Genomic DNA, 23,755 nt, shown 5'->3' with positions numbered 1-23,755 from the left:
AAATAACAAGGAAAATTCGTGACATCTTTGTGAAAACGGGTCTGTATTTCACGATAAGCGGCTGATTTTGTCTTATAATAAGAAGGAGTCATGGAGGTGGCACTATCGTGAAAAATTTCATTACGGCTTTACCAATTTTGTTGTTGCTGTCGTTTTCGTTTGTGTCTTTTGCCTTCCAGTTTGATCATCTTGTTTATTTCAGACTAGCGCTAGGGATCTTTTCATTAGCGGGTCTTTTCTTTCTGTATACACTTAAAAGAAATATGAAATGGTTTATGGTCTATTTATATGCGAGCTGGATCATTCTTGCTGCCGTTACGACATTTGAGGAACCTGTGTTTTCTCAATTCTTCTTCGGTGGTTTAACGATGACAATGGGCTATCTGACATATATGCTTATCTATTTAGGGATGAAGCAAGACCGTGTAGCGAAATCACATTAAACCAGCAAAAGTCGATAAAATCGCATAAAGATTTTATCGGCTTTTTTCATTCTGGAGTCAAAAAAAGCAGCCAACTGTTTGACTGCTCTACTTGTGCTTATGATTCACGTCCAGCAGCTGCAAGCTGCTTCTGATGCTTTTTGTCGATGGTTTCGTATATACTTTCCATCATTTTAGGATCGTGCATGATCGCCTTTTTGTTCTCTTCAATTAATTGCTGGTATGTTTTGATTTTCTTCTTAGACATGTGACTCATCGCTCCTTTATAAGAATGGACGTCTATAGGATTTCACACAGATGAAATTGATAATCATTTTCAATTAGCAATTCCATTATACAAAGCCAAATGTCATAAGTAAAGATTCAATTCAGAAAATTCACGTAACCGACATATTCCCATTCATATCGACGGTGAATTCTTTCCCAGGAAATAATCCACTGTCAATTCTTGTCGTGAAATCACATCAAACATTCTTGCTTACGTTGAAACGTTTTGGCCGGACATCTCGTCTTATGTAGAGATTTGATATAAGAGGATACAGAAGAGCTAAAAAAGACACCAGCAAGAATTTGCTGATGTCTTGATTCAACCAATTATGAAACGTGTTCTTGAAGAAACTCAGTTACTTCTTCAGGTGATTTTGCGTTTGCGCTGTGTAAATGACCTGTTTTTTCACCATTTTTGAAAATGAGCAGGCTTGGAATCCCCATGACCTGATAGGTTTCCGCTAATTCAGGGAAGTCATCTTTGTTTATTTCAAACCATTCATTCTGAGCATAAGCCTCTAAAATGTCTGGTATGAACATGTCCATTCTTGTGCAATCAGGACACCATGTCGCAAAGAATTTCACGATGACTTCTTTGTCTGATTGAATGATTTCATTGAATTGTTCAGTGCTTGTGATTGTTTTCAATTTGTCACAACTCCTTTTCAATGTCATTTTAATATAAAATAAAGGCGAATGACATACAAATGCTCGGGGGGCGCTTACAACCTTTACAAATCATTTCAATTACGTAACAACAAAAATTAATTAGAGCATTTTTGCTTGAAAGTGATAAGATAGTAAAGATGAATTTTAGTGGGGGGAGTATCCATTGAAAATAAGTTTAGGATTGGTTTACGGCGGAAAGTCAGCCGAACATAATGTATCACTGCAAACAGCCCTTGCAGTGACAAAAGCACTTAACACTGAGAAGTTCGATATACATCCAATTTATATTACAGAAGAGGGCGAATGGCTAAGAGGAGAAAAACTCACTGAACCAGTATCAAACGTCAAAATGCTTCAATTCGAACAAAATGCAAAGACGTTTTTACCAACTTCTTTAAATGAAAGCATGTTCCCACAGCCTGCATCAGCCGATGAGAAGATTGATGTCGTCTTTCCATTGCTGCATGGACCAAATGGTGAAGACGGAACCATGCAAGGATTACTTGAACTATTAAATATCCCGTATGTTGGCAACGGCGTTCTCGCATCTGCTGCGGGTATGGATAAAGTCATGATGAAAGATGTTTTTGCTCAAGCAGGACTTGCACAAGCGAAACACCTTTCCTTCAATAAAAAAGACTATGAGAAAACGACACAGGACAGCTTAGAACAAGTAGAACAAGTACTTGGCTATCCTTGTTTTGTGAAACCTGCCAACATGGGGTCAAGTGTTGGAATTAGTAAATGCCGCAGCAAAAAAGAGCTGCAAGCTGCATTTGACTTGGCTTTCCAATATGATCGCCGTGTGGTTGTGGAAGAAGGCGTCGTAGGACGAGAAATCGAAATTGGTGTGTTAGGAAATGATGAGCCGAAATGCTCAGTCGTTGGTGAAATTGCACCTAAAACAGACTTTTATGACTACAAAGCAAAATATGAAGATGGCGATACAGATTTGATCATTCCTGCAAGTGTGTCAGACGAAGAATACAAGAAGATTCAAGAGATGGCGATTAAGGCATTTAAAGCCATTGATGGATCTGGCCTTGTGCGTGCAGACTTCTTCCTGACAGAAGAAGGCGAAGTGCTGATCAATGAAGTGAATACGATGCCTGGGTTCACACCATTTAGTATGTTTCCGCTGCTTTGGAAACATACTGGTGTAGAATATCCTGAGTTGATTGAGAAGCTGGTGTCACTTGCGATTGAGCGTCATCAAGAAAAACAAACCATTAAAACAACTTTTTAATGTGAGTAACAAGCAGACACTATCCTACAGGTAGTGTCTCTTTTCCTTCAAACGTGAAATGAGAAAGAGAGGCGAAAAATCATGATCAAACGTACAGTGAAACAAGTCGCCCAAATGGCTGGTGGAACATTATCAAATCAAGCTTTTGGCGAAGAACAGATTCACGGGGTGACAACAGATACACGCAAAGTATCAAAGGGCGCACTGTTTATCCCGCTTATTGGAGAACATTTTAACGGTCACAATTTTGCTTCAAAAGCAGTGGAGCTTGGCGCCGCAGCTGTTCTGTGGAATCAAAATGAAGCCAATCCACCGGAGGGCGTTCCAGTCATTCTTGTAGAGGATACGCTGTCTGCACTTCAACAGCTTGCTAAATCATACTTAGCAGAGGAAAACCCTCGTGTTGTCGGTATTACCGGAAGTAATGGCAAAACAACGACGAAAGATATGATTCATTCTGTATTACAAACGGCCTACCGAGTCCATAAAACAGATGGGAACTTTAATAATCATATCGGTCTTCCTCTCACCATTCTTGCAATGCCAGAAGGAACAGACATTGCGGTTTTGGAAATGGGCATGAGTGCCAAAGGGGAGATCGAATTTTTATCAAAGCTGGCTGAACCTGATGCTGTTGTCATCACCAATATTGGTGAATCTCATATGCAAGACCTAGGATCAAGAGAGGCCATCGCAGATGCAAAATGTGAGATCACAAAAGGGTTAAAATCGGACGGCATTTTTTATTACTTAGGAGATGAGCCTTTACTCCGCGCAAGAGCGAATGAGCTGACCCGCAGAGCAAAGACGTTTGGAGAAGCAGATGACTGTGATATCAAGGTGACTCACATCAATCAGCTCGCAGAAGGAACTGAATTTCAGGTAGAAGGGTACGCTCAGGCGTTTCTCATTCCTGTATTAGGGAAACACAATGTAAAGAACGCACTTGCTGCCATTGCGATTGGCCAGCATTTTGGGCTGAATGAAAGTCAGATAGCCCAAGGACTGCTGCAAACGAAAATAACTGGAATGCGTCTTGAGTTGATTAAAACAGATAAAGGGATCACAGTCATAAATGATGCGTATAATGCGAGTCCGACGTCAATGAAAGCGGCGATTGATCTTGTAGGTGATATGGACGGCTTTGCAAATCGCATTCTAGTTCTTGGAGATATGCTGGAGATGGGCAGTGAAGAAGAAACATATCATTATGAACTAGGCGAATACATCAAGCCTGAGTTTATTGACCATGTCTTAACGTATGGTCGTCTAGGTGCATTCATTGCTGAAGGAGCGAAGAAAGCATTTGGAGACGCGCGTGTGTCCTCTTACATGGACAAAGAAGATCTAAAGGCAAAATTAGCTGATGTGGCAGGACCTGACGATGTGGTTCTTGTCAAAGCCTCTCGCGGCATGAGGCTGGAAGAAGTCATTACGGCACTATAAAAGAGAGCGGCAAAGAAGGTGATCAAATGATTGGCTGTCTATGTATACACGGTTTTACGGGTGCCCCTTATGAAGTAGAACCACTGGCGCAATATTTAAAGCAGACGACAGATTGGAACGTGCAGTCTGTCACGCTCCCCGGGCATGGGGAGGAGCTTCAGCTCAAAGGCATTCTCTATCAAGAATGGATTGCGACCGCTGAACTTGAACTCCTATCCCTCTACCGAACATGTGGCACCATTTATTTGATCGGCTTTTCAATGGGCGGGATGATTGCCTCTTACTTAGCAGCGAAGTATCCGGTTGCCCGTCTTGTCCTGTTAAGCGCTGCGGCGAAATATGTGAATCCAAAACAGATGATTCAAGATACAAGGCAGATGGTAAAGGAATCCTTGTCCGGATTAATTGATACGAATCCTTTGTATGAGCGGTACCGTCATAAGCTAGCGAGCACACCTTTGTCAGCAGCTGTAGAATTTATGAAGCTGGTGAAGCAAACGAAGAGCTCTCTTGAAAAGCTTCATCTACCCGTTTTAATCGTTCAAGGTGAAAGTGATGGGATTGTACCGGCTTCTAGTGCAGAGTTTATTTATCATAAAATCCCGTCTCGTCATAAAGAAATGTTCTATTTACCCGATTGTAAACATCATGTTTGTCATGAGCCATGTGCACAGCAATTGTTTGAAAAAGTAGAACAATTTTTAAAAAAAGCAATTTAATCTATAGAAAAGCTAAAATGTGGCTAAACTAATATAAATTGAATCCCACTTGTTAAAATTTGCATCATTTTTGTCGAATGAGTGACAGGCCTATGTTACAATAGGGAAGAAAAGGTGGTCGATTCGGTTGTTTCAATATGATGGAAAAACCTTTATCCCGCAGTTTAATTCGAGCAACGGGGAAGTATCGGAAGGAACCATATTTCAATATCGTCAGGACGGAAATATATTAACGGGCACATATCAAGGCGGCAGTATTGTATCTGGGGTACTTGTAGGAACTGTGAATAAAGACGCAACACTTCATTTTAGATATCACCATGTCAGCAAGGATGGCAGCATGAGAAGTGGTTCTTGTCATTCGACCCCTAAGCAGCTGGATAACGGAAAAATCCAACTGTTCGAAAAGTGGAAATGGATGGACGGAGATCAAAGTGAAGGTGAATCTGTCATTGTCGAGCAGTAGATATATCCATTTCTGTCTTGTTGAAAAACAAATAGTGTAATGGTAAGATATAATGTAGGGTAATTCGGGCTTTGTATATAATGGACCTGTCCTTTCATCAAAGGGCAGTTTTTAATGATCATTCACGAGATTACTGAAACAGCAATTAGAAGGAGTTTGAATAAATTGACTATAACGTTTCAAGATTTTCAATTAAGCGAAAGTCTCATGAAAGCTATTAACCGCATGGGATTTGAAGAAGCAACACCGATTCAAGCAGAAACCATTCCTCTCGGTCTTCAGAATAAAGATGTCATCGGACAAGCACAAACAGGAACAGGAAAAACTGCAGCATTTGGTATTCCTCTGGTAGAAAAAATCGATCCAGCGTCTCCTAACATCCAAGCGATTATCATTGCGCCAACAAGAGAATTAGCGATTCAAGTATCTGAAGAGCTATACAAAATCGGCCAAGACAAGCGTGCACGTGTACTTCCAATTTACGGTGGACAAGATATCGGCCGCCAAATCCGTTCGCTCAAGAAAAATCCTCATATCATTGTAGGGACTCCAGGACGTTTACTCGATCACATTAATCGTCGCACAATGCGTCTTCAAAATGTTGAAACAGTCGTGCTTGATGAAGCAGACGAAATGCTCAACATGGGTTTCATCGAAGACATTGAATCGATCCTTTCAAATGTACCAAGTGAACACCAAACACTTTTATTCTCTGCGACAATGCCTGCACCAATTAAGCGTATTGCAGAGCGTTTCATGACAAACCCAGAACATGTAAAAGTAAAAGCGAAAGAAATGACTGTTTCTAACATTCAGCAGTTCTACTTGGATATCCATGAGCGTAAGAAGTTCGACACATTGACTCGTCTTCTTGACATTCAATCACCAGAGCTTTCAATTGTTTTCGGACGTACGAAACGCCGTGTGGACGAATTGACTGAAGCACTGAACCTTAGAGGCTATACAGCTGAAGGAATTCATGGTGACTTGACTCAAGCGAAACGTATGGTTGCGCTTCGTAAATTCAAAGAAGGTTCAATCGATGTACTTGTGGCGACAGACGTTGCAGCACGTGGACTTGATATCTCAGGTGTTACACACGTATATAATTTCGACGTACCACAAGATCCAGAAAGCTACGTACACCGTATTGGACGTACAGGCCGCGCTGGACGTACGGGTATGGCGATGACATTTATCACACCACGTGAAAAAGATATGCTTCGTGCGATTGAGCAAACGACGAAACGTAAAATGGATCGTATGAAAGAGCCAACTTTAGACGAGGCGATTGAAGGACAACAACAAGTAACAGTTGACCGTCTACGCACAATCATTAGTGAAAACAACTTGAACTTCTACATGACAGCAGCTGCTGAATTACTAGAAGATCATGATTCTGTCACAGTTGTTGCGGCTGCTATCAAAATGATGACAAAAGAGCCAGATGCAACACCTGTTCGTTTAACAGATGAAGCACCAATGGTTTCAAAACGCAATCGTAACAACCGCAGCTCTTCAAAACGTAGAGACGGTGGCGGCGGAGGCGGCTATCGCGGAAAAAGCCGTTCATCTTACGGTGATAAAAAACGTTCTTCAAATGACCGCAATCGTTCTTCTAACGATCGTCGTCAAAAGAAATCTTATAACAGCTAACATACAAGAGCGAATCCTTTGCAGGGTTCGCTTTTTTTAACAGGCTGATTGAAACTTTTCAGGCTTTGTTTCGTAATATATTGATAGAAAAGTAAGAGAATGGGGGAAGAATGTGAGAAAACAGCCGCAACGTCAAATTAGTTTAAATGGTTTAAAGGTATGGCGTCTTCAAAATGGAATTATCTCATTGATTTTCTTACTCGTTATCATTGGGGTATTTGTTGCTAGTTATTATTTTCAATGGCCATATTGGATTGGGGCCATCCTCGTCGGATTGTGGATTCTACAGGTCATCTTCGGAATCTGGCTCATACCGAAAATCCGTCATCACATTTGGCGCTACGAAGTATTCGAAAACGAAATTGAAATACAGCATGGACTTATTCGTGTCACACGTGTGATTGTGCCAATGGTACGTGTCCAGCATGTCGATACATCTCAGGGGCCGCTTTTAAGACGCTATCGTCTGGCATCTGTTCAAATATCTACTGCTGCTACAGTGCATGATATTCCAGCACTGGAATTAGAAGAGGCAGATGAGCTTCGTGATTACATATCTCGTTTAGCAAGGGTGACTGAAGATGATGTCTGAACCAAAACGAGTACATCCCATCTCGATGTTCATTGATTTTATCTCAGATGCCGTATCCATGATCAAAAACTTCATTATCCCTTTTTTCGTGCTGATTTTTGTGAATTCGAATTCAAGTATTCGTTTTTATGCGTTTATCATACTTGGGGTGCTTCTATTATGGAAAGCGGTTTTAACCGTTTTAGCATGGAGACGATTCACCTACCGAATGGAAGACGATGAATTTCGCGTGGAATCAGGTGTCATCACAAAGAAGAAAAAATATATATCGTTCGAACGAATTCAAACGGTCAATACAAGTGAAGGCATCTTTCAGCGGATTTTCGGTTTGGTGCGAGTTCAAATTGAAACGGCAGGCGGGACGGATGGTCCAGAAGTGAGCCTGACGGCGATTACAAAAGCGGAAGCAGAACAGTTGAAACAGTCGATTTTCAACCGAAAGAAAAGCTTACAGCAAGAAGAAGGGGAACCATTCAATGAAAATGGTGAGGGAACGAATGAACATCTGACCGTGCAAAAACCTATGGAGGAAGAAGTCAATGTTTCCTATCGCATGGGTGTCCCGGAGCTGCTTTTGGCGGCGACCACCTCCAGCGGAATCGGTGTGATCATTTCAGGGTGTCTCGCCATCTACACACAAATAGATGAAATTCTTCCATTGGACGGGTTCGTCAAGCAATTCTCCTTTTTAAGTCATGCGAGCATTGAAATATATGCGATTCTCATTTTTCTGGCAGTATTGATTGCGTGGATACTTAGTGTTGGGGTCACAGCGCTCCAATATGCGAATTTTGCTGCAAAACGAAAAGGAAATGACATCATCATTACAAGAGGACTGATTGAGAGGCATCAAATGACCATTCCACTTGCGAGAATTCAAGCAGTGAAATTGAAAGAAAATATTCTCCGTGAACCCTTTGGTTTTGCGACGGTAATGCTTGTTAGTGCAGGAGGTTCGATTACAGAAAAAGAAACCTCTTCTGTCTTATTTCCACTCATACGGAAGAAAAAAATCAATGAATTGTTATCTCAATTTACAGATCAATATCATCTGACACCGGAACGTGAGCTGAATAAGGTGCCGAAGCGTTCACTGAAACGTTATCTGATTTCTTATGGATTTGTTCCATTACTTGTAGGGATCATCCTTTCCGTACGGTTTCCGCCATGGGGATATTTGGCGCTCATTCCATTACCATTTGCCTTGTTCTTTGGGTATTTAGCCTATAAACAATCAGGGTATGTCATAAAAGATCAATTGATTCAGTTAACGACAAGAGGGATCGGCAAAACCACTGGACTCATCTTGAGAAAACGAATGCAAAACTATACGATGACCCAATCATACTTTCAAAAAAAAGGCCGAGTGGCGAGTATTCACACCTTCGTGAAATCCTCTGCACTGCTTGATTCCTTTGGTGTGCATCATCTTAAAGAGGAAGATGCGGCACGTGTATGTGATTGGTATTCCTATGAAACAAACAAATCTTCTTAAACCAAAAAAATGTCGATCCGCTCCCTTAAAAGGAGTGATCGACATTTTTTATGAGATTAATAGCGTCTTTTTTTTGAGTGGAAGAATAGGGTGATCGGTGCTAGGATCATGCCGCCAATCAATCCAAACAAGTGGGCCATGATATTGATGTTCGAATTGACGAACGTCATGATGACAGAGACACCAAGAATCGTTAAGATGACCTGAGAATTGCCGCGGTCCATCATGTGCGGTTTAAATAGGACAAGATAAAGATAAACGCCGAACAAACCAAATATAGCACCAGAAGCCCCGACATGTACGTACTCTAAAGGCTCGACCCAATAGGTTCCGAGATTGCCAATGAATCCTGCACCAATATAAATCAGGAGAAATCGCACCTTACCAAGCAAAGATTCAAGTGCTGGAGCAAATAGAAAGAGTGACATGGAATTGAACAAAATATGTGTCAGACTCCCGTGGAGAAAAATAGGCGTCACAAGCCGCCACCATTCTCCTGCGGCGACACCATAATTGAAACCAACGAGATGGTCCTGCCCAAGCTGTATAATAGGGATGGGAATCGCAAATACAAGCCATAGGCCTATTTGTAAAGCAAGAATGGCTGTGACGATTGGATACGATCTAATAAATTGTTGAAAGCTCTCCGTTCGAATAAACATAACAAACCCCTTTTGACTAGATAATGGTAAGTTTATAGTAACACGTTTATGAAGCGAACATCCAAATTAGTACGAGTATCCTAGGAGGTACCCCATGATCAAAGGAATTGGCATTGATATTGTAGAGATCGACCGTCTGTCACGAGTGCTCGGAAGGCAGCCCCGTTTACCAGAAAGAATTTTGACTTTAAGTGAACAGGACGCCTTTCACACACTAAGTAAAAAGAGACAGCTCGAATTTTTGGCAGGACGCTTTGCGGCAAAGGAAGCATTCGCTAAAGCATACGGTACGGGAATTGGTCAGTATTTAAGCTTTCATGACATCGAGATACAAAAAGATGCGAGCGGAAAGCCTTTCATCAAAAGTGAGAAAACGAAGGAAGATCACGTTCATCTGTCCATTACACACACAAGAGAATATGCTGCTGCACAAGTTTTAATTGAAAGGTTGTCAAGCTAGTCTGCATATTGTTTGTCCCCCCTTCATATATTGGGTAGTGCGATAAGGAAGGGCGAGTTGCTAACAGGCTTTGATGGTTCGCGGTACGCAGTTAACTCTTGAGGCGTACTGTTAAAGTCAAACAAGCGGTTTCTTCCTTTTAACACAATTAACGAAGGGGTTGAAAAGGGTGAGAAAAAGCTTTGTTTTGCTTGTAACGGGAATCCTTTTTGTACTGATTCTCTCCGCATGCGGTCAAAAATCTCAACAGGATATCGTTGGAGATTTAAACAAAAAGGCAGAGGAAATGACATCATACAAAGCCAAAGCAAAAATGACCATTGAGACAGGAAATGATCCGCAGGAATACCATGTAGAAATTTGGTACAAGAAGCCGGAGCTTTACCGTGTCTATTTAGAAAATCCGAAAAAGGATCAGAGTCAAGTCATTTTAAGGAATGGCAATGGTGTGTTTGTGCTGACACCTTCATTAAACAAAAGCTTCCGTTTCCATAGTGATTGGCCGAATAATAGCAGTCAGGTCTATTTATTTGAATCACTAGTAAAAGACATTAAAAACGACAGTGCAGCGCAGTTCAAGGCGAAAGAGTCGAAGTATGTTTTCGAAACAAAAACCAACTATCAGCACAACCAAATGCTGCCAACCCAAGAGATTACCTTTCACAAAAAAACAATGGCACCAGCCAGTGTGAAAGTACTGGATAGCGATAAAAAGCCAATGGTGAAAGTAGAATTCTCTCACTTTGAATTCAATAAATCCTTTGACAAAGATGCATTTGATGAGAAGAAAAATATGACACTCTCTCAAATGGATGTGGCCACAAGTGCAGATCCATCTGACAGCTTTGCAGTGAAAACACCGGTGGATGTGCCAGAGGGCGTGAAGAAGATGGAAGAGAAAGAAATGACAACAGATGCTGGGAAGCGGTATGTGATGACGTATGGCGGAAAGAAATCCTTCACACTCATTCAGGAAAAAGCGCGGGTAGCACAAGCGTCTACACCTGTGACGATGAACGGTGAGCCAGTCGATCTTGGCATGACAGTGGGTGTTCTGACAGATCAATCCCTTTCATGGACATCTGACGGAGTAGACTACTTAATTTCTTCAAATGATTTAACGAAGGAAGAGCTCTTAATGGTCGCAAAAAGTGTAGAGGGCCAGTCAGCCAAATAACTGAATATATCAGGTGAAAGCCTTGAAAATGAAACATCAGCCCTGTGCAAGGGTTGATGTTCTTTGATTTGTTTCACATTATTCTTGATTTTTAGTATCATAATGAAGGTATTGAATCATTCAATAGGGAAGTGTGACGAATGGACACAAATGCCTTTTATAGAGACACATGGGCAGAAATCGACTTAACCGCAATCAAGCATAATGTTTCACATATGAAAGATCATATCGGTCAAAACGTTCAACTGATGGCTGTTGTGAAAGCCAATGCATATGGTCATGGAGATATAGAAGTGGCAAGAGCTGCCCTCAAAGCAGGAGCAGACTTGTTAGCCGTAGCCTTTTTAGATGAGGCCATTTCTTTAAGAAATAAAGGCATCAAAGCACCGATTCTTGTACTCGGAGCAGTACCGGCAGAGTATGTCAAAGTCGCCGTGAAATACAACGTGATCATGACAGCATACTCCATCGAATGGCTGAGAGAAGTGGCCAAAGTGGTGCAAGGGCAGATGGGACAACCGATTCGTTTCCACTTGAAAATGGACAGCGGCATGAATCGTTTAGGTGTTAAAACATTAGAGCAAGTCAACGAAGTAAAAGAGCTTGTCCGCGAACATTCATATTTAAAGCTGGAAGGTGTATTTACTCACTTTGCAACAGCGGATGAACAGGATGAGGACTACTTTAACAGGCAGGTAGATACCTTTCACACATTGCTTCAGCCGCTTCGTGCAGACCAACTGCTCGTTCATTGCGCCAACAGTGCAGCAGGTCTAAGGTTCAAAGAAGTGTTGTTTAATATGGTTCGTTTTGGCATCAGTATGTACGGGCTGTCACCTTCAGAGGAAATCAAAGATGAATTGCCTTTTAAGCTGGAGGAAGCATTGTCTCTTCATACAAAGCTTGCACATGTAAAGCTCATTCAAAAGGGTGAGAGTGTCAGCTATGGAGCGACTTATACAGCCAATCAAGATACATGGATTGGCACGGTTCCAGTCGGCTATGCAGACGGCTGGATCAGGAAGCTGGCGGGAACGGAAGTACTCGTTGGCGGAAAGCGCCGGAAGATCGCTGGAAGGGTATGTATGGATCAGTTCATGGTTGAATTGAAAGAGCACATGCCGGCAGGAGAGCCAGTCGTTCTCATCGGAGCACAAGGCGCGGAAAAGGTATCAGTTGATGAAATTGCCAAACGACTTGAAACGATTAACTATGAAGTCACTTGCTCTATAGGTCACCGCGTCCCAAGAGTCTATATAGAGGACGGCAAAAGGGTTTATGTACGGAATTCGCTCCTTCAAGACGGACCAAACTTTTGATCAACAGCTTTCACGGGAACGATGGTCAAACGGACATCGTTCTCTTTTATTCTACAAACAAAGAATAAACATTCTCCCTTTTTTAGAGATTTTGGAAATTCCGTATGATTTTCGGAAAAAAGCGTATAATGGGAAAGAGGAACTCCATTATCATCTTGATTTACGGGTGGCGGGCCGCTTCATGTTCTAATAAGAAATCATGAAAAAACAGCTTTGCTTGTGCATTGAATAATGGTATGATTAATCTTGGAATGGATCGAAACGGTATCCGTAAGTTTTGTGGAGGTGTATGTTTTTTGTCTGAATCCAGCGCAACAAACGAAATGAAGATTCAACTGCCGGAGGCTTTAATGTCTGAAATCGAACGAGTAGCAGAGCAGGATAAGGTAACAAGAAATGAATTGATCTACCGAGCGACAAAAACGTATATTCGTGAACGTAATATTCGACAAAATCGTGAATCGATGAGACGCGGCTACATGGAGATGGCGAAAATTAATCTGAATATCTCTTCAGAGGCACAATACGCAGAATTTGAGGCTGAGAATACAGTTGAGCGATTAGTCAGCGGGGGTTAAACATTTGATTGTTAAACGCGGTGATGTTTACTTTGCTGATTTATCTCCTGTTGTTGGCTCCGAGCAGGGCGGGGTTCGCCCGGTATTGGTGATCCAAAATGACATTGGAAATCGCTTCAGCCCGACTGCTATCGTTGCAGCCATAACAGCCCAAATACAAAAAGCGAAATTACCGACTCACGTCGAAATTAATGCAAAGCGCTACGGCTTTGAACGAGATTCTGTCATTCTCTTGGAACAGATTCGTACGATTGATAAACAAAGATTGACAGATAAAATTACACATCTTGATGATGAGATGATGGAGAAGGTTGATGAAGCCTTACAAGTTAGTTTGGCTCTTATTGATTTTTAATATGGTGAGATTTGGTTGCTCTCTTGGGAGCAACTTTTTTTGTGTTCAATTTTTATTAACGTTATAATGAAGAAAGACTAATAAGAAGTGCTTTTTTATGTACGCAGGGGGTAAATCATGTCGAATCATATCGTGTTAGCATTCGCAAGAGAGCATCAAAAGGAATTAGAAAAAGAGTGGACGGACATTTTTAAACGACTTGGGGAAGAAGAAACGGACATGATGCTGAACGACAAAATGTATGAAACCATCTGTTCGGAATACGTTCAGCTGATTATTACATCCCTTTCAGAGGGATATGCTGAAGATTTTGAAGAAAAAGTGCAAACTTTTGCTTTAAAAATTGTTCAAATGGGTATATCACTTAAGTTACTGGCAAATGGTCTAACGAAAATTCGTACCCACTTATATCAAAAAATGAATAATGACAAAGATACAGCAGAAGAAAGTCATGACCTCATCTGGCAAATTGACCGATTCATCACACCAGTTCATAACGAAATCTTGAATCAGTATTCCATCTCATGGGAGAAAACCGTAAACCTTCAAAAAATTGCGCTGCAGGAACTGTCTGCTCCTCTAATCCCGGTGTTTGAGCACATCACTGTTATGCCGCTTGTTGGAACAATTGATACAGAACGTGCGAAAAAAATTATGGAGAATCTGCTCAATGGCGTTGTGAAACATCGTTCACAGGTTGTCTTGATTGACATTACGGGTGTACCTGTCGTTGATACAATGGTCGCGCACCATATCATTCAAGCGTCAGAGGCTGTGAGATTAGTAGGTGCAAAGTGCCTGCTTGTCGGAATTCGTCCAGAAATTGCCCAAACCATCGTCAACCTTGGAATTGATTTATCTCAGGTTACAACAAAGAATACCCTTCAAAAAGGAATTCAAACTGCTTTAGAAATGACAAATCGAAAAATTGTTTCATTGGAGGGATAACCCAGTGAGAAATCACCCGAAGATTCCGATTTTAAAATTATATAACTGTCTACTGATTTCAATACAGTGGGAGCTTGACGACCAAACTGCTCTTCACTTTCAAGAAGATTTACTGAATAAAATTCACGAAACAGGAGCAAGCGGTGTTGTGATTGACCTAACGTCTGTTGATATGATTGATTCATTTATCGCAAAAGTATTAGGTGATGTCATCACAATGTCTAAGCTCATGGGGGCAAAAGTAGTATTAACAGGAATACAACCAGCGGTCGCTGTGACGCTGATTGAACTTGGCATTTCGCTGGAAGAAATTCAGACAGCACTAGATCTTGAACAAGGGCTTGAGACACTGAAGCGGGAATTGGGGGAATAGATATGAAAGACCAATCCTGTGTAAAAATATTGACGGAATGGGACATAGTCGCAGCAAGACAATTGGGGCGCAATGTTGCAAAAGAACTTGGTTTTGGAACTGTTGACCAAGCAAGAATTACGACGGCCATTTCAGAATTAGCTCGTAATATCTATTTATACGCTGGTAAAGGTCAGATTTGTATAGAAGAAGTAATGGAGCGCGGAAAGCGCGGACTCAAAGTCATCGCAGCCGATGAGGGACCTGGCATTATGGATATACGCAAAGTGATGGAAGATGGATTCTCTACATCAGGCGGACTCGGAGCAGGCCTTCCGGGAGTGAAAAGGCTGATGGATGATTTTACATTAGACTCTGCACCAGAACAAGGAACTGAGATTCAAGCTGTCAAGTGGCTTCGCTAGGAGGGAAACCATGGATTTTAAGGAGGTAATGGAGCAGCGGTACCATCAACTGCTCAGTCGTTATATCAGTGATTTAACTGAAACATCGCTTTATCAAGCTCAAAAATTCAGCCGAAAAACCATTGAGCATCAAATACCTCCTGAGGAAATAGTGAGTGTTCACCGAAAAGTGATTCAGGAGCTTTATCCTGATTTACCAGAAGATGTCTTTCATTCACTAGACTTCTTAATTGAAGTCATGATTGGATATGGACTTGCCTATCAGGAACATTTAACACTAAGAGGCATCCAGCAAGAAATTAAATCAGAAATTGAAATTGCTGCAAATGTACAGCAAACCCTTCTGGAAACAAAAATTCCAGAAGGAGACACATTTGATATTGGAGCCATTAGTGTGCCGGCAAAACAGATGAGTGGAGATTATTATCACTTTGTCACTGATCACGATACAATCAATATCGCGATCGCAGACGTGATTGGGAAAGGTATCCCAGCTGCGCTCTGTATGTCGATGATTAAGTATGCGATGGATTCCTTGCCGGAGTCAGGAAGCGGTCCAACAAAAGTGCTGAAAACCCTGAATCGTGTTGTCGAACAAAACGTAGACCCAAGCATGTTTATCACCATGTTTTATGGGAGCTATAATAAAGAAACACATGAATTTAAGTATGCATCGGCTGGGCATGAGCCGGGCTTTTTCTATTGTAAAAAAGAGAATCAATTTTACGATTTAGATGCGAAAGGACTTGTCCTTGGGATCGCACCAGATTTTGATTACAGACAGTATGAGAAGCATTTGGACGTAGGAGATATGGTGATTTTATTCTCTGATGGTGTCACAGAATCCAAGGTAGAGGACGGTTTCTTAGAGCGGGAGGATATCAAAGCGCTCATATCAGAGAACCTATCTTACTCAGCGCAGGAAATGGTGGATGCCATCTATGCGAGCTTACTCAAGTTACAAGATTTTCAGCTTCACGATGACTTTACTTTACTTGTCCTCAAAAGAAAGGTTTAGAAAGTGGCTATGCGGGTATATAAAACTTTAGGAAACAAGAATTTCGAGGTGAATGCATAATGAATATGTCTGTAAAAGAGCATCAAATAGATCAGAAGACAAAAATTAGTGTCAGCGGAGAAATCGATGTGTACTCCGCTCCAGAGCTAAGAGAAACGCTAATGCCTAAGGCAGAGCAAGGAGAGCATCTTGAAATCTGTCTGAAGGATGTTACTTACATGGATAGTACAGGTTTAGGTGTGTTTGTTGGGCTGTTCAAAGCGGTTCAAAAAGCTGGAGGATCATTAAAGCTTGAGAACTTGTCAGATCGGCTTGTCAGATTGTTTGAAATCACTGGATTAAAGGACATCATTGACATTTCTGCAAAGTCAGAAGGTGGGGTACAATGAACGAATCAGTAGATCTAATTGAGATGAAAATTCCGGCGAAACCAGAGTACGTAGGGATCATTCGTCTAACTCTTTCAGGCATAGCAAGCCGGATGGGCTATGCCTACGAAGAGATTGAGGACTTGAAAATTGCTGTCAGCGAGGCTTGTACAAACGCAGTTCAGCATGCCTATGAAGGTGCAGATGGCGAAGATGGAGAGGTAGCGGTTCGCTTTCTTGTCTTTGAGGATCGTCTAGAAATCATTGTGGCGGACAAAGGCGGCAGCTTTGACTTTAAGCAAAAGCAGGAAGACCTTGGGCCGTACACATCTGCTCATACGGTGGATCAATTGGCAGAAGGAGGTCTTGGTTTATACTTAATGCAAACATTGATGGATGAAGTCGAGGTGCAAGCAAACTCCGGCGTTACCGTGGCGATGACAAAGTTTTTAAACAGGGAGCGAGTTGACCATGACACAACCATCCAAAACTATGAAACTAACTAAAGATGAAGTGGATCGCCTCATCCAAAGCTATCAATCCAATCAAGACGAGCAGGCACAGCTGACGCTAGTTGAATGCTATACAAACCTTGTTGATATGCTGGCAAAGAAATATTCCAAAGGAAAAAGCTTTCATGAAGATTTAAGACAAGTTGGAATGATTGGTTTACTCGGCGCAATGAAGCGATACGACCCGCTTGTCGGTAAATCATTTGAGGCATTTGCCATTCCAACCATTATCGGGGAAATCAAACGCTTTTTACGTGATAAAACATGGAGTGTCCATGTACCAAGGCGGATTAAAGAGCTTGGACCAAGAATCAAGATGGCAGTGGATCACCTGACAACGGAAACGCAAAAGTCACCTAAAGTACAAGAAATTGCAGAATATCTAGATGTAACAGAAGAAGAAGTTCTTGAAACAATGGAGATGGGCAAAAGCTATCAAGCGCTGTCTGTTGACCAAGGCGTAGAGGCTGATTCTGAAGGAAGCACTGTGACGATTTTAGACGTCGTCGGCTCACAAGAAGAAGGCTACGAACGCGTAAATCAAAAAATGATGCTTGAGAGTGTGCTTCACGTTCTGACAGATAGAGAAAAAGAAATTATCAATCTCACGTATTTGCAAAATAAAAGTCAGAAAGAAACAGGCGACTTACTCGGCATATCTCAAATGCATGTATCAAGACTGCAGCGGAAGGCAGTTAAAAAGCTACGAGATGCATTATCAGAAGATGCGTCTATGGAGCTAGGATAATGAAGCAGATTGAACAGCATGAGCATGTGAATGCCATCATCTATCAATCGAATAAAGAAGGGAAATCATGCTGCGGGGACAGTTTTTTTATTAAAGCAGATGATGAAGAACTAATTTGTGCTGTAGCAGACGGATTAGGCAGCGGCCCGTTCGCCAATGAATCATCTTCTTTAGTCAGCGAAATTGTCGAAGAATATGGACATGAGGATGTGACGACCCTCATTGACAGATGCAATCAGGCCATGAAAAATAAACGCGGGGCCACTGTAGCCATATTAAAGGTGAATTTTTCCCAGCAGCAATTTACCTATTGTTCGGTTGGTAATATCCGATTTATCTTGAATGCACCTTCTGGCGACTATATATATCCACTTCCGACATCAGGATATCTATCAGGTAAACCTAGAAAATATAAAACATACACCTATTCCTACGAAAAAGGATCGACATTCATTATGTATTCAGACGGACTGAATGTGCCAAACATGCGAATGTGTTTAAAGCACAGCCATTCAGTTGCAGACATCGCAAAACAACTTGAAACATACACACAAGACAAGAAGGACGATCTCACCTATGTACTTGGTCAGCTCATATAAAATAGCTGACCTTTTTTCTGTTTTGCCGGTTTTTTTGATACACTAAAAGAGAAGACACAGTGAGAGGATGCAAAGTATGAAGACATCTGACTTTTTATTAAAACAAATTGCAACAGAATTAAAGCTTTCAACAAAACAAATTGACCAGGTGATCCAGCTATTAGAGGATGGCAACACCGTCCCATTTATTGCACGCTACCGGAAAGAGCAGACAGGCTCACTGGACGAGGTGCAAATTCAAACCATATCAGAGCGCTATACATATATTCAAAATGTGACGAACCGAAAAGAAGAAGTCATTCGCTTAATTGCTGAACAAGACAAATTGACCGATGAGTTAAAAAAGAAGATCGAACAGGCTCATAAACTGCAAGAGGTCGAAGATTTATATAGACCATTCAAGCAAAAGCGAAAAACGAAGGCAAATGTAGCCAAAGCAAAAGGACTTGAGCCGCTGGCGGAATATTTACTGAAGCTGCCGAATGATGATATTGAAAAGAAAGCGTCTGCTTTTATTAACGAAGAGAAAGAAGTGACAAGTGTAGAAGAAGCGCTAGAGGGCGCACTGCACATCATTGCGGAACATCTGGCAGATGACCCTGATATGCGGAAATGGATTCGCAGTGAAACGTATCAAAAAGGCAGCCTTGTCACAACAGGGAAAGACGTGGAAAGCGATGAGAAAAACGTCTATGAAATGTATTACGATTATCAAGAGCCGATTAAAAAAATTGTGCCCCATCGTGTACTTGCGGTCAACCGAGGAGAGAAAGAGGGCATTTTGAAAGCAGCCATCGAACCACCTGCTGAAAATATTCGTTTCTATCTCGATAAGCAAGTCATAAAAGGCAAGCAAACGACGGCGAGACCGTATATTGAAGCGGCCATTGATGATGCATACAAGCGCCTCATCCAGCCGTCAATTGAACGGGAAATACGAAAAGAGCTGACAGAAAAAGCTGAGGAGCAAGCCATTCATATTTTCGCTGAAAACCTAAGAAAGCTCCTGCTTCAGCCGCCGATGAAAGGAAAACGTGTACTTGGGGTAGACCCTGCGTTTCGTACAGGCTGTAAATTAGCCGTCGTGGATGATACAGGAAAAGTCCATCATATTGGCGTCATTTATCCGCATCCACCTGTCCATAAAAAAGCGGAAGCCAAACAAAAAGTCAAAGAGATCATTCAATCGTTCAATATTGAAGTCATTGCAATTGGAAACGGAACAGCCTCAAGAGAGACCGAACAATTTATCGCAGACTTGATTCAAGAGCTGGATCAGCCCGTTTCATATTTGATCGTGAATGAAGCAGGGGCAAGTGTATACTCCGCATCTGCGCTGGCGAGAGAGGAGTTTCCAGACCTGCAAGTGGAAGAAAGAAGCGCCATTTCCATCGCGAGAAGATTGCAAGACCCATTAGCAGAGCTTGTGAAAATTGATCCGAAATCTGTCGGGGTTGGTCAATACCAGCATGATGTCAGTCAAAAGCAATTAAACAGCTCGTTAACCTTCGTGGTAGAGATGGTCGTCAACCAAGTTGGTGTAAACGTCAATACGGCCTCGCAGGCGCTGCTGCAGTATGTGTCTGGTCTTTCAAAAGCTGTCGCAGGGAATATCATCAAGCGCCGCGAAGAGATTGGTAGATTTACAAGCAGAAAAGAGCTGAAGGATATCCCAAGACTTGGCGCTAAGACATATGAACAGTGTATCGGCTTTCTACGCATTTCTGACGGACAAGACCCACTTGACCGCACGGGCATTCACCCTGAAAGCTATAAAGAAACAAAACAATTCTTACGCATGATGAAAATGACGCCAGACGATCTTGGAACAGAGCAATTAAAAGAGAAAATCGCTGAGGTGAAGCTGGAAGAAGCAGCAGAGCAGCTTGGAATTGGTTCAATCACCCTTCAAGATATTATTGATCAACTGACAAGACCTGAGCGTGATCCGCGCGATGAAGTACCAAAACCGCTTTTAAAAACAGATGTATTGAAATTAGAGGATTTGAAGCAGGGAATGGAGCTTCAAGGAACGGTGAGAAACGTCGTGGACTTCGGCGCATTTGTTGATATTGGCGTAAAGCAGGATGGACTTGTCCACATTTCGAAGCTAAGCAACCGTTTTGTGAAGCATCCGCTTGATGTCGTGTCAGTCGGTGATATTGTGACTGTATGGGTAGACTCCGTCGACCAAGCAAAAGGCCGAGTGGCTCTTTCCATGCTAAAACCAGAGTAAACAAAAAACGAGGCGCACCTTAGGATGGGGTGTGCCTTGATGTGACTGAATGTTTTTTTCTATAGAAGTACCAGCATTGATTGAGCAATTTGATTTGATAATGATTTTTCTCATAAAATGCTTTCTGCATCTGATTTTTCAGCCAATTGGGCATCGCCCATTCCTCCTTTGATCGAAACAGTGGATGTACCTTCAATGTATGCAAAGGGGAAATTGTCCCGTTCGAGGTTTTTATAGAAAGGAACGATCTTGATTGAACGAGCGAGAGCTACAGCAGTTAACAGAGCACATTTCCGAGCAGTTCTTTGGAAAGGTGTTCCGCCATCAGGCTGTTTTTAATGCCCGTCTAAAAACGACAGGCGGGCGATATTTACTGGGTACACATCATATTGAGCTGAACCGCCGATATCTAGAGGAGCATGGAAGAGACGAATTGATCGGTATCATTAAGCATGAACTGTGCCATTATCATCTGCATCTAGAAGGAAAGGGCTATCAGCACCGGGACCGGGATTTTCGTGAGCTCTTGCAGCGAGTGGGAGCCCCTCGATTTTGCACGCCGCTACAAACTGTACGAAACAAGCGGCGTGTGCAAAAACGACATGAATATGTTTGTACAGAATGCGGACAGCATTTTATAAGGAAAAGACGATTTGATACCACTCGTTATGTGTGCGGTGTCTGCAAAGGGAAGTTGAAATGGCTCCGTACAAACGATTGAGTGTGAGAAGCATTCCTCTATGGGAATGTTTTTTTATTGTCCAAGTAAAATGGATCATCATGATAGATGCGAGAGAAGTAGACAGATTGAGACAAAGAGAGACGCGTGTCTCATGTTGTTTCTTTTTTTATCGGTTTGAATCGTTCAAAATCTCAATTTTCATGTGTCATCATGTTGGCACGCTTTTTGCTTGTATATAAGTGCAAGCAAAAAAGATAGGAGGTTTTACAACATGGAAATAGCATTGACAAAAGAAAAAGCCGTCTGGATGTATCAAAAGATGCAGGAGATCCGCCAATTTGAAGATCAAGTACACACGCTTTTTACAAAAGGGATTTTGCCGGGTTTTGTCCATCTTTATGCTGGCGAAGAAGCTGTTGCTGTAGGAGTCTGCGCTCATCTGAATGAACAAGACAGCATCACAAGTACCCACCGTGGCCACGGCCATTGTATAGCAAAAGGCTGTGATTTAAAAGGAATGATGGCAGAAATCTATGGAAAAGCCACAGGTCTCTGTAAAGGAAAAGGTGGATCCATGCACATTGCAGATTTTGATAAAGGAATGCTCGGTGCCAACGGAATTGTTGGAGGTGGTTTTCCTCTTGCGTGTGGAGCAGCCCTTACGACCAAATATAAAAAGACGAATAATGTAAGCGTTTGCTTTTTTGGAGATGGTGCAAACAATCAAGGGACATTTCACGAGGGAATCAATCTCGCGGCCATCTGGAAACTGCCTGTTATTTTCATCGCAGAAAACAATGGATACGGGGAAGCGACACCTTTTTCCTATGCTTCAAGCTGTACATCGATTGTGGATCGAGCCGCCGGTTATGGCATTCCTGGTATTCAAGTAGATGGAAAAGATGTGACAGCAGTTTATCAGGCAGCAGAACAAGCAATACAACGAGCAAAAAATGGAGAAGGTCCAACACTGATTGAATGCATGACATATCGAAACTATGGCCATTTTGAAGGAGACGCCCAGCGTTACAAAACAACTCAAGAAAGAACCGAACATCAAGAAGAGAGAGATGCCATCGCTCTTTTTAAAAATAAATTGATACAAAAACAGCTACTTACGGATCAAGAGATCGCAAATATCGAAGCGGCTGTAACGGAAGCGATAGATGAAGCCGTTAGATTCAGTGAAGAAAGTGAATATCCAGATCATACTGAATTATTGACCGACGTGTATGTTTCGTACCAATAAATCAGAAAGGGGAGAGGAACATGACAAGAGAAATCAGCATGTCTAGTGCATTAAATGAAGCAATGAAAATGGCAATGAGAAGAGACGAATATGTCATTTTAATGGGGGAAGATGTTGCTGGAGGCGCTCATGTAGATCACTTACAGGATGATGAAGCATGGGGCGGTGTTCTTGGTGTGACCAAAGGAATTGTTCAGGAATTTGGACGTGAGCGTGTGCTTGACACGCCGATTAGCGAAGCGGGCTATGTAGGGGCCGCCATGGCAGCTGCTTCAACAGGGCTAAGACCCATTGCGGAACTCATGTTTAATGATTTTATCGGTACCTGTCTGGATCAGGTGCTGAATCAAGGCGCCAAATTTCGATATATGTTTGGCGGAAAAGCAGAGGTGCCGATCACCATTAGAACAACACATGGAGCGGGCTTTAGAGCAGCTGCTCAGCATTCGCAAAGCTTATATGCGCTATTTACAAGTATCCCTGGATTGAAAGTGGTTGTGCCTTCCTCACCATATGATGCCAAAGGGCTGCTGCTTACAGCAATCGAGGATCAGGACCCTGTCATCTTTTTTGAAGACAAAACGCTGTACAATATCACCGGAGATGTTCCGGAAGGATATTACACGCTGCCGCTTGGCAAAGCAGATGTGAAGAGAGAAGGCTCGGACGTGACCATCTTTGCAGTAGGCAAACAAGTGTATACAGCACTCGAAGCGGCAGAACAATTAGCTGCACGTGGTATTGAAGCTGAGGTGATTGATCCAAGAAGCTTGTCACCACTCGATGAAGAGGCCATTTTGGCTTCGGTAGAAAAAACAAATCGGCTTGTCATTGTAGATGAAGCCAATCCTAGATGCGGAATTGCCGCAGATATCTCTTCTTTGGTTGCGGATAAAGGCTTCGATTTACTCGACGCCCCAATCAAAAAAGTGACAGCTCCTCATACACCAGTACCGTTTTCACCGCCACTTGAAGATATATATTTGCCAACACCTGATAAGGTGGTGAACACCGTATTAGAGATGGTTGGCCAGAGTCATGACAAGATATTGAACTAAAGAAAGGAGA

The 23,755-nt window shown here is 42.1% G+C and carries 29 protein-coding genes; 25 read left to right on the top strand and 4 right to left on the bottom strand.

All coding sequences use genetic code 11. The features are described 5' to 3' along the window. Window positions 1–107 precede the first annotated feature (107 nt). Window positions 108–443: a hypothetical protein gene (locus tag GPA07_RS17060; protein ID WP_008359528.1), complete on the top strand. Its 336-nt coding sequence runs from the start codon at window positions 108–110 to the stop codon at window positions 441–443. Between the two features lie 97 nt (window positions 444–540). Here the strand turns inward: GPA07_RS17060 and fbpB are convergent, their stop codons facing one another. Together fbpB and GPA07_RS17050 are read right to left on the bottom strand one after the other, a co-directional pair. Further along, entirely contained in the window at window positions 541–690 is a 150-nt protein-coding gene (fbpB, locus tag GPA07_RS17055) for a Fur-regulated basic protein FbpB (protein ID WP_008359530.1), read from the bottom strand. Window positions 691–1,037: 347 nt separating this feature from the next. Continuing rightward, window positions 1,038–1,358, bottom strand: coding sequence for a thioredoxin family protein (locus tag GPA07_RS17050; protein WP_008359532.1), 321 nt, complete (start codon window positions 1,356–1,358; stop codon window positions 1,038–1,040). 184 nt (window positions 1,359–1,542) lie between these two features. On the opposite strand from GPA07_RS17050, the gene GPA07_RS17045 reads away from it, so the two are divergent. The 7 genes from GPA07_RS17045 (at window position 1,543) to GPA07_RS17015 (ending at window position 8,999) form a co-directional block, all read left to right on the top strand. Then, on the top strand, window positions 1,543–2,625 hold the full coding sequence (locus GPA07_RS17045) for a D-alanine--D-alanine ligase (RefSeq protein WP_008359534.1): 1,083 nt from the start codon (window positions 1,543–1,545) through the stop codon (window positions 2,623–2,625). 81 nt (window positions 2,626–2,706) lie between these two features. Continuing rightward, a complete protein-coding gene (locus GPA07_RS17040) occupies window positions 2,707–4,071 on the top strand; it encodes a UDP-N-acetylmuramoyl-tripeptide--D-alanyl-D-alanine ligase (RefSeq protein ID WP_157293026.1) in 1,365 nt (454 codons plus the stop codon). Between the two features lie 26 nt (window positions 4,072–4,097). Then, complete coding sequence (locus GPA07_RS17035) at window positions 4,098–4,790, top strand: alpha/beta hydrolase (RefSeq protein WP_008359537.1); 693 nt, start codon at window positions 4,098–4,100, stop codon at window positions 4,788–4,790. A 127-nt stretch (window positions 4,791–4,917) separates the two neighbouring features. Further along, window positions 4,918–5,256 (top strand): avidin-fold protein, encoded by a 339-nt coding sequence (locus GPA07_RS17030; RefSeq protein ID WP_008359539.1) that lies wholly within the window; start codon window positions 4,918–4,920, stop codon window positions 5,254–5,256. A 165-nt stretch (window positions 5,257–5,421) separates the two neighbouring features. Continuing rightward, window positions 5,422–6,912, top strand: coding sequence for a degradosome RNA helicase CshA (cshA, locus tag GPA07_RS17025; RefSeq protein ID WP_008359541.1), 1,491 nt, complete (start codon window positions 5,422–5,424; stop codon window positions 6,910–6,912). 112 nt (window positions 6,913–7,024) lie between these two features. Beyond that, the gene (locus GPA07_RS17020) at window positions 7,025–7,504 is read left to right on the top strand and encodes a PH domain-containing protein (RefSeq protein WP_008359543.1); all 480 of its coding nucleotides are present in this window, start codon (window positions 7,025–7,027) and stop codon (window positions 7,502–7,504) included. Next, window positions 7,494–8,999 (top strand): PH domain-containing protein, encoded by a 1,506-nt coding sequence (locus tag GPA07_RS17015; protein WP_157293025.1) that lies wholly within the window; start codon window positions 7,494–7,496, stop codon window positions 8,997–8,999. Before GPA07_RS17020 ends, GPA07_RS17015 begins: the two co-directional genes overlap by 11 nt. Window positions 9,000–9,055: 56 nt before the next feature. Here the strand turns inward: GPA07_RS17015 and GPA07_RS17010 are convergent, their stop codons facing one another. Then, a complete protein-coding gene (locus GPA07_RS17010; protein WP_008359545.1) occupies window positions 9,056–9,661 on the bottom strand; it encodes a rhomboid family intramembrane serine protease in 606 nt (201 codons plus the stop codon). 94 nt (window positions 9,662–9,755) lie between these two features. Here GPA07_RS17010 and acpS point away from each other — a divergent pair, with 94 nt between their 5' ends. The 14 genes from acpS (at window position 9,756) to GPA07_RS16940 (ending at window position 20,756) form a co-directional block, all read left to right on the top strand. Then, window positions 9,756–10,121 carry a holo-ACP synthase gene (acpS, locus tag GPA07_RS17005; RefSeq protein ID WP_008359547.1) on the top strand — a complete coding sequence of 122 codons (366 nt, stop codon included), beginning with the start codon at window positions 9,756–9,758 and terminating at the stop codon, window positions 10,119–10,121. A gap of 160 nt (window positions 10,122–10,281) precedes the next feature. Beyond that, entirely contained in the window at window positions 10,282–11,298 is a 1,017-nt protein-coding gene (locus GPA07_RS17000) for an outer membrane lipoprotein-sorting protein (RefSeq protein WP_145939394.1), read from the top strand. Between the two features lie 140 nt (window positions 11,299–11,438). Beyond that, window positions 11,439–12,617: an alanine racemase gene (gene alr, locus GPA07_RS16995; RefSeq protein ID WP_157293024.1), complete on the top strand. Its 1,179-nt coding sequence runs from the start codon at window positions 11,439–11,441 to the stop codon at window positions 12,615–12,617. A gap of 296 nt (window positions 12,618–12,913) precedes the next feature. Next, window positions 12,914–13,195, top strand: coding sequence for a hypothetical protein (locus GPA07_RS16990; protein WP_008359553.1), 282 nt, complete (start codon window positions 12,914–12,916; stop codon window positions 13,193–13,195). Window positions 13,196–13,199: 4 nt separating this feature from the next. After that, window positions 13,200–13,550 carry a type II toxin-antitoxin system endoribonuclease NdoA gene (ndoA, locus tag GPA07_RS16985; protein WP_003214169.1) on the top strand — a complete coding sequence of 117 codons (351 nt, stop codon included), beginning with the start codon at window positions 13,200–13,202 and terminating at the stop codon, window positions 13,548–13,550. A 117-nt stretch (window positions 13,551–13,667) separates the two neighbouring features. Continuing rightward, window positions 13,668–14,498: an RsbT co-antagonist protein RsbRA gene (locus GPA07_RS16980; protein ID WP_008359555.1), complete on the top strand. Its 831-nt coding sequence runs from the start codon at window positions 13,668–13,670 to the stop codon at window positions 14,496–14,498. Between the two features lie 4 nt (window positions 14,499–14,502). Beyond that, window positions 14,503–14,871, top strand: coding sequence for an RsbT antagonist protein RsbS (gene rsbS / locus GPA07_RS16975; protein WP_008359559.1), 369 nt, complete (start codon window positions 14,503–14,505; stop codon window positions 14,869–14,871). 2 nt (window positions 14,872–14,873) lie between these two features. After that, window positions 14,874–15,275: an anti-sigma regulatory factor gene (locus GPA07_RS16970; protein ID WP_008359561.1), complete on the top strand. Its 402-nt coding sequence runs from the start codon at window positions 14,874–14,876 to the stop codon at window positions 15,273–15,275. 10 nt (window positions 15,276–15,285) lie between these two features. After that, the gene (locus GPA07_RS16965) at window positions 15,286–16,293 is read left to right on the top strand and encodes a PP2C family protein-serine/threonine phosphatase (protein WP_008359562.1); all 1,008 of its coding nucleotides are present in this window, start codon (window positions 15,286–15,288) and stop codon (window positions 16,291–16,293) included. Between the two features lie 59 nt (window positions 16,294–16,352). After that, the gene (locus GPA07_RS16960; protein WP_008359565.1) at window positions 16,353–16,682 is read left to right on the top strand and encodes an anti-sigma factor antagonist; all 330 of its coding nucleotides are present in this window, start codon (window positions 16,353–16,355) and stop codon (window positions 16,680–16,682) included. Beyond that, on the top strand, window positions 16,679–17,167 hold the full coding sequence (gene rsbW, locus GPA07_RS16955; protein ID WP_008359566.1) for an anti-sigma B factor RsbW: 489 nt from the start codon (window positions 16,679–16,681) through the stop codon (window positions 17,165–17,167). Before GPA07_RS16960 ends, rsbW begins: the two co-directional genes overlap by 4 nt. Further along, the gene (gene sigB, locus GPA07_RS16950) at window positions 17,133–17,921 is read left to right on the top strand and encodes an RNA polymerase sigma factor SigB (RefSeq protein WP_008359569.1); all 789 of its coding nucleotides are present in this window, start codon (window positions 17,133–17,135) and stop codon (window positions 17,919–17,921) included. The genes rsbW and sigB overlap by 35 nt, the downstream gene beginning before the upstream one ends. Then, window positions 17,921–18,520 carry a PP2C family serine/threonine-protein phosphatase gene (locus tag GPA07_RS16945; protein ID WP_008359571.1) on the top strand — a complete coding sequence of 200 codons (600 nt, stop codon included), beginning with the start codon at window positions 17,921–17,923 and terminating at the stop codon, window positions 18,518–18,520. Before sigB ends, GPA07_RS16945 begins: the two co-directional genes overlap by 1 nt. Before the next feature lie 76 nt (window positions 18,521–18,596). Beyond that, window positions 18,597–20,756, top strand: coding sequence for a Tex family protein (locus GPA07_RS16940; protein WP_157293023.1), 2,160 nt, complete (start codon window positions 18,597–18,599; stop codon window positions 20,754–20,756). 19 nt (window positions 20,757–20,775) lie between these two features. On the opposite strand, the gene cmpA is transcribed toward GPA07_RS16940, so the two are convergent. After that, a complete protein-coding gene (cmpA, locus tag GPA07_RS16935; protein ID WP_008346893.1) occupies window positions 20,776–20,910 on the bottom strand; it encodes a cortex morphogenetic protein CmpA in 135 nt (44 codons plus the stop codon). 99 nt (window positions 20,911–21,009) lie between these two features. Between cmpA and GPA07_RS16930 the strand changes: the two genes are divergently transcribed. From GPA07_RS16930 to GPA07_RS16920, 3 genes are all read left to right on the top strand, one after another. Then, a complete protein-coding gene (locus GPA07_RS16930) occupies window positions 21,010–21,477 on the top strand; it encodes a SprT family protein (RefSeq protein WP_008359575.1) in 468 nt (155 codons plus the stop codon). A 232-nt stretch (window positions 21,478–21,709) separates the two neighbouring features. Continuing rightward, window positions 21,710–22,687 carry a thiamine pyrophosphate-dependent dehydrogenase E1 component subunit alpha gene (locus GPA07_RS16925; protein WP_008359577.1) on the top strand — a complete coding sequence of 326 codons (978 nt, stop codon included), beginning with the start codon at window positions 21,710–21,712 and terminating at the stop codon, window positions 22,685–22,687. A gap of 20 nt (window positions 22,688–22,707) precedes the next feature. Further along, the gene (locus GPA07_RS16920; RefSeq protein ID WP_008359579.1) at window positions 22,708–23,745 is read left to right on the top strand and encodes an alpha-ketoacid dehydrogenase subunit beta; all 1,038 of its coding nucleotides are present in this window, start codon (window positions 22,708–22,710) and stop codon (window positions 23,743–23,745) included. Window positions 23,746–23,755 lie beyond the last annotated feature (10 nt).

Origin of the sequence: Bacillus sp. ms-22, from assembly GCF_009759805.1 — a bacterium.
GTDB classification, from domain to species: Bacteria; Bacillota; Bacilli; order Bacillales; family Bacillaceae; genus Bacillus; species Bacillus xiamenensis.
Note: the sequence above shows the minus strand (reverse complement) of the source record. Positions and strands in the feature narration are given on the sequence as shown.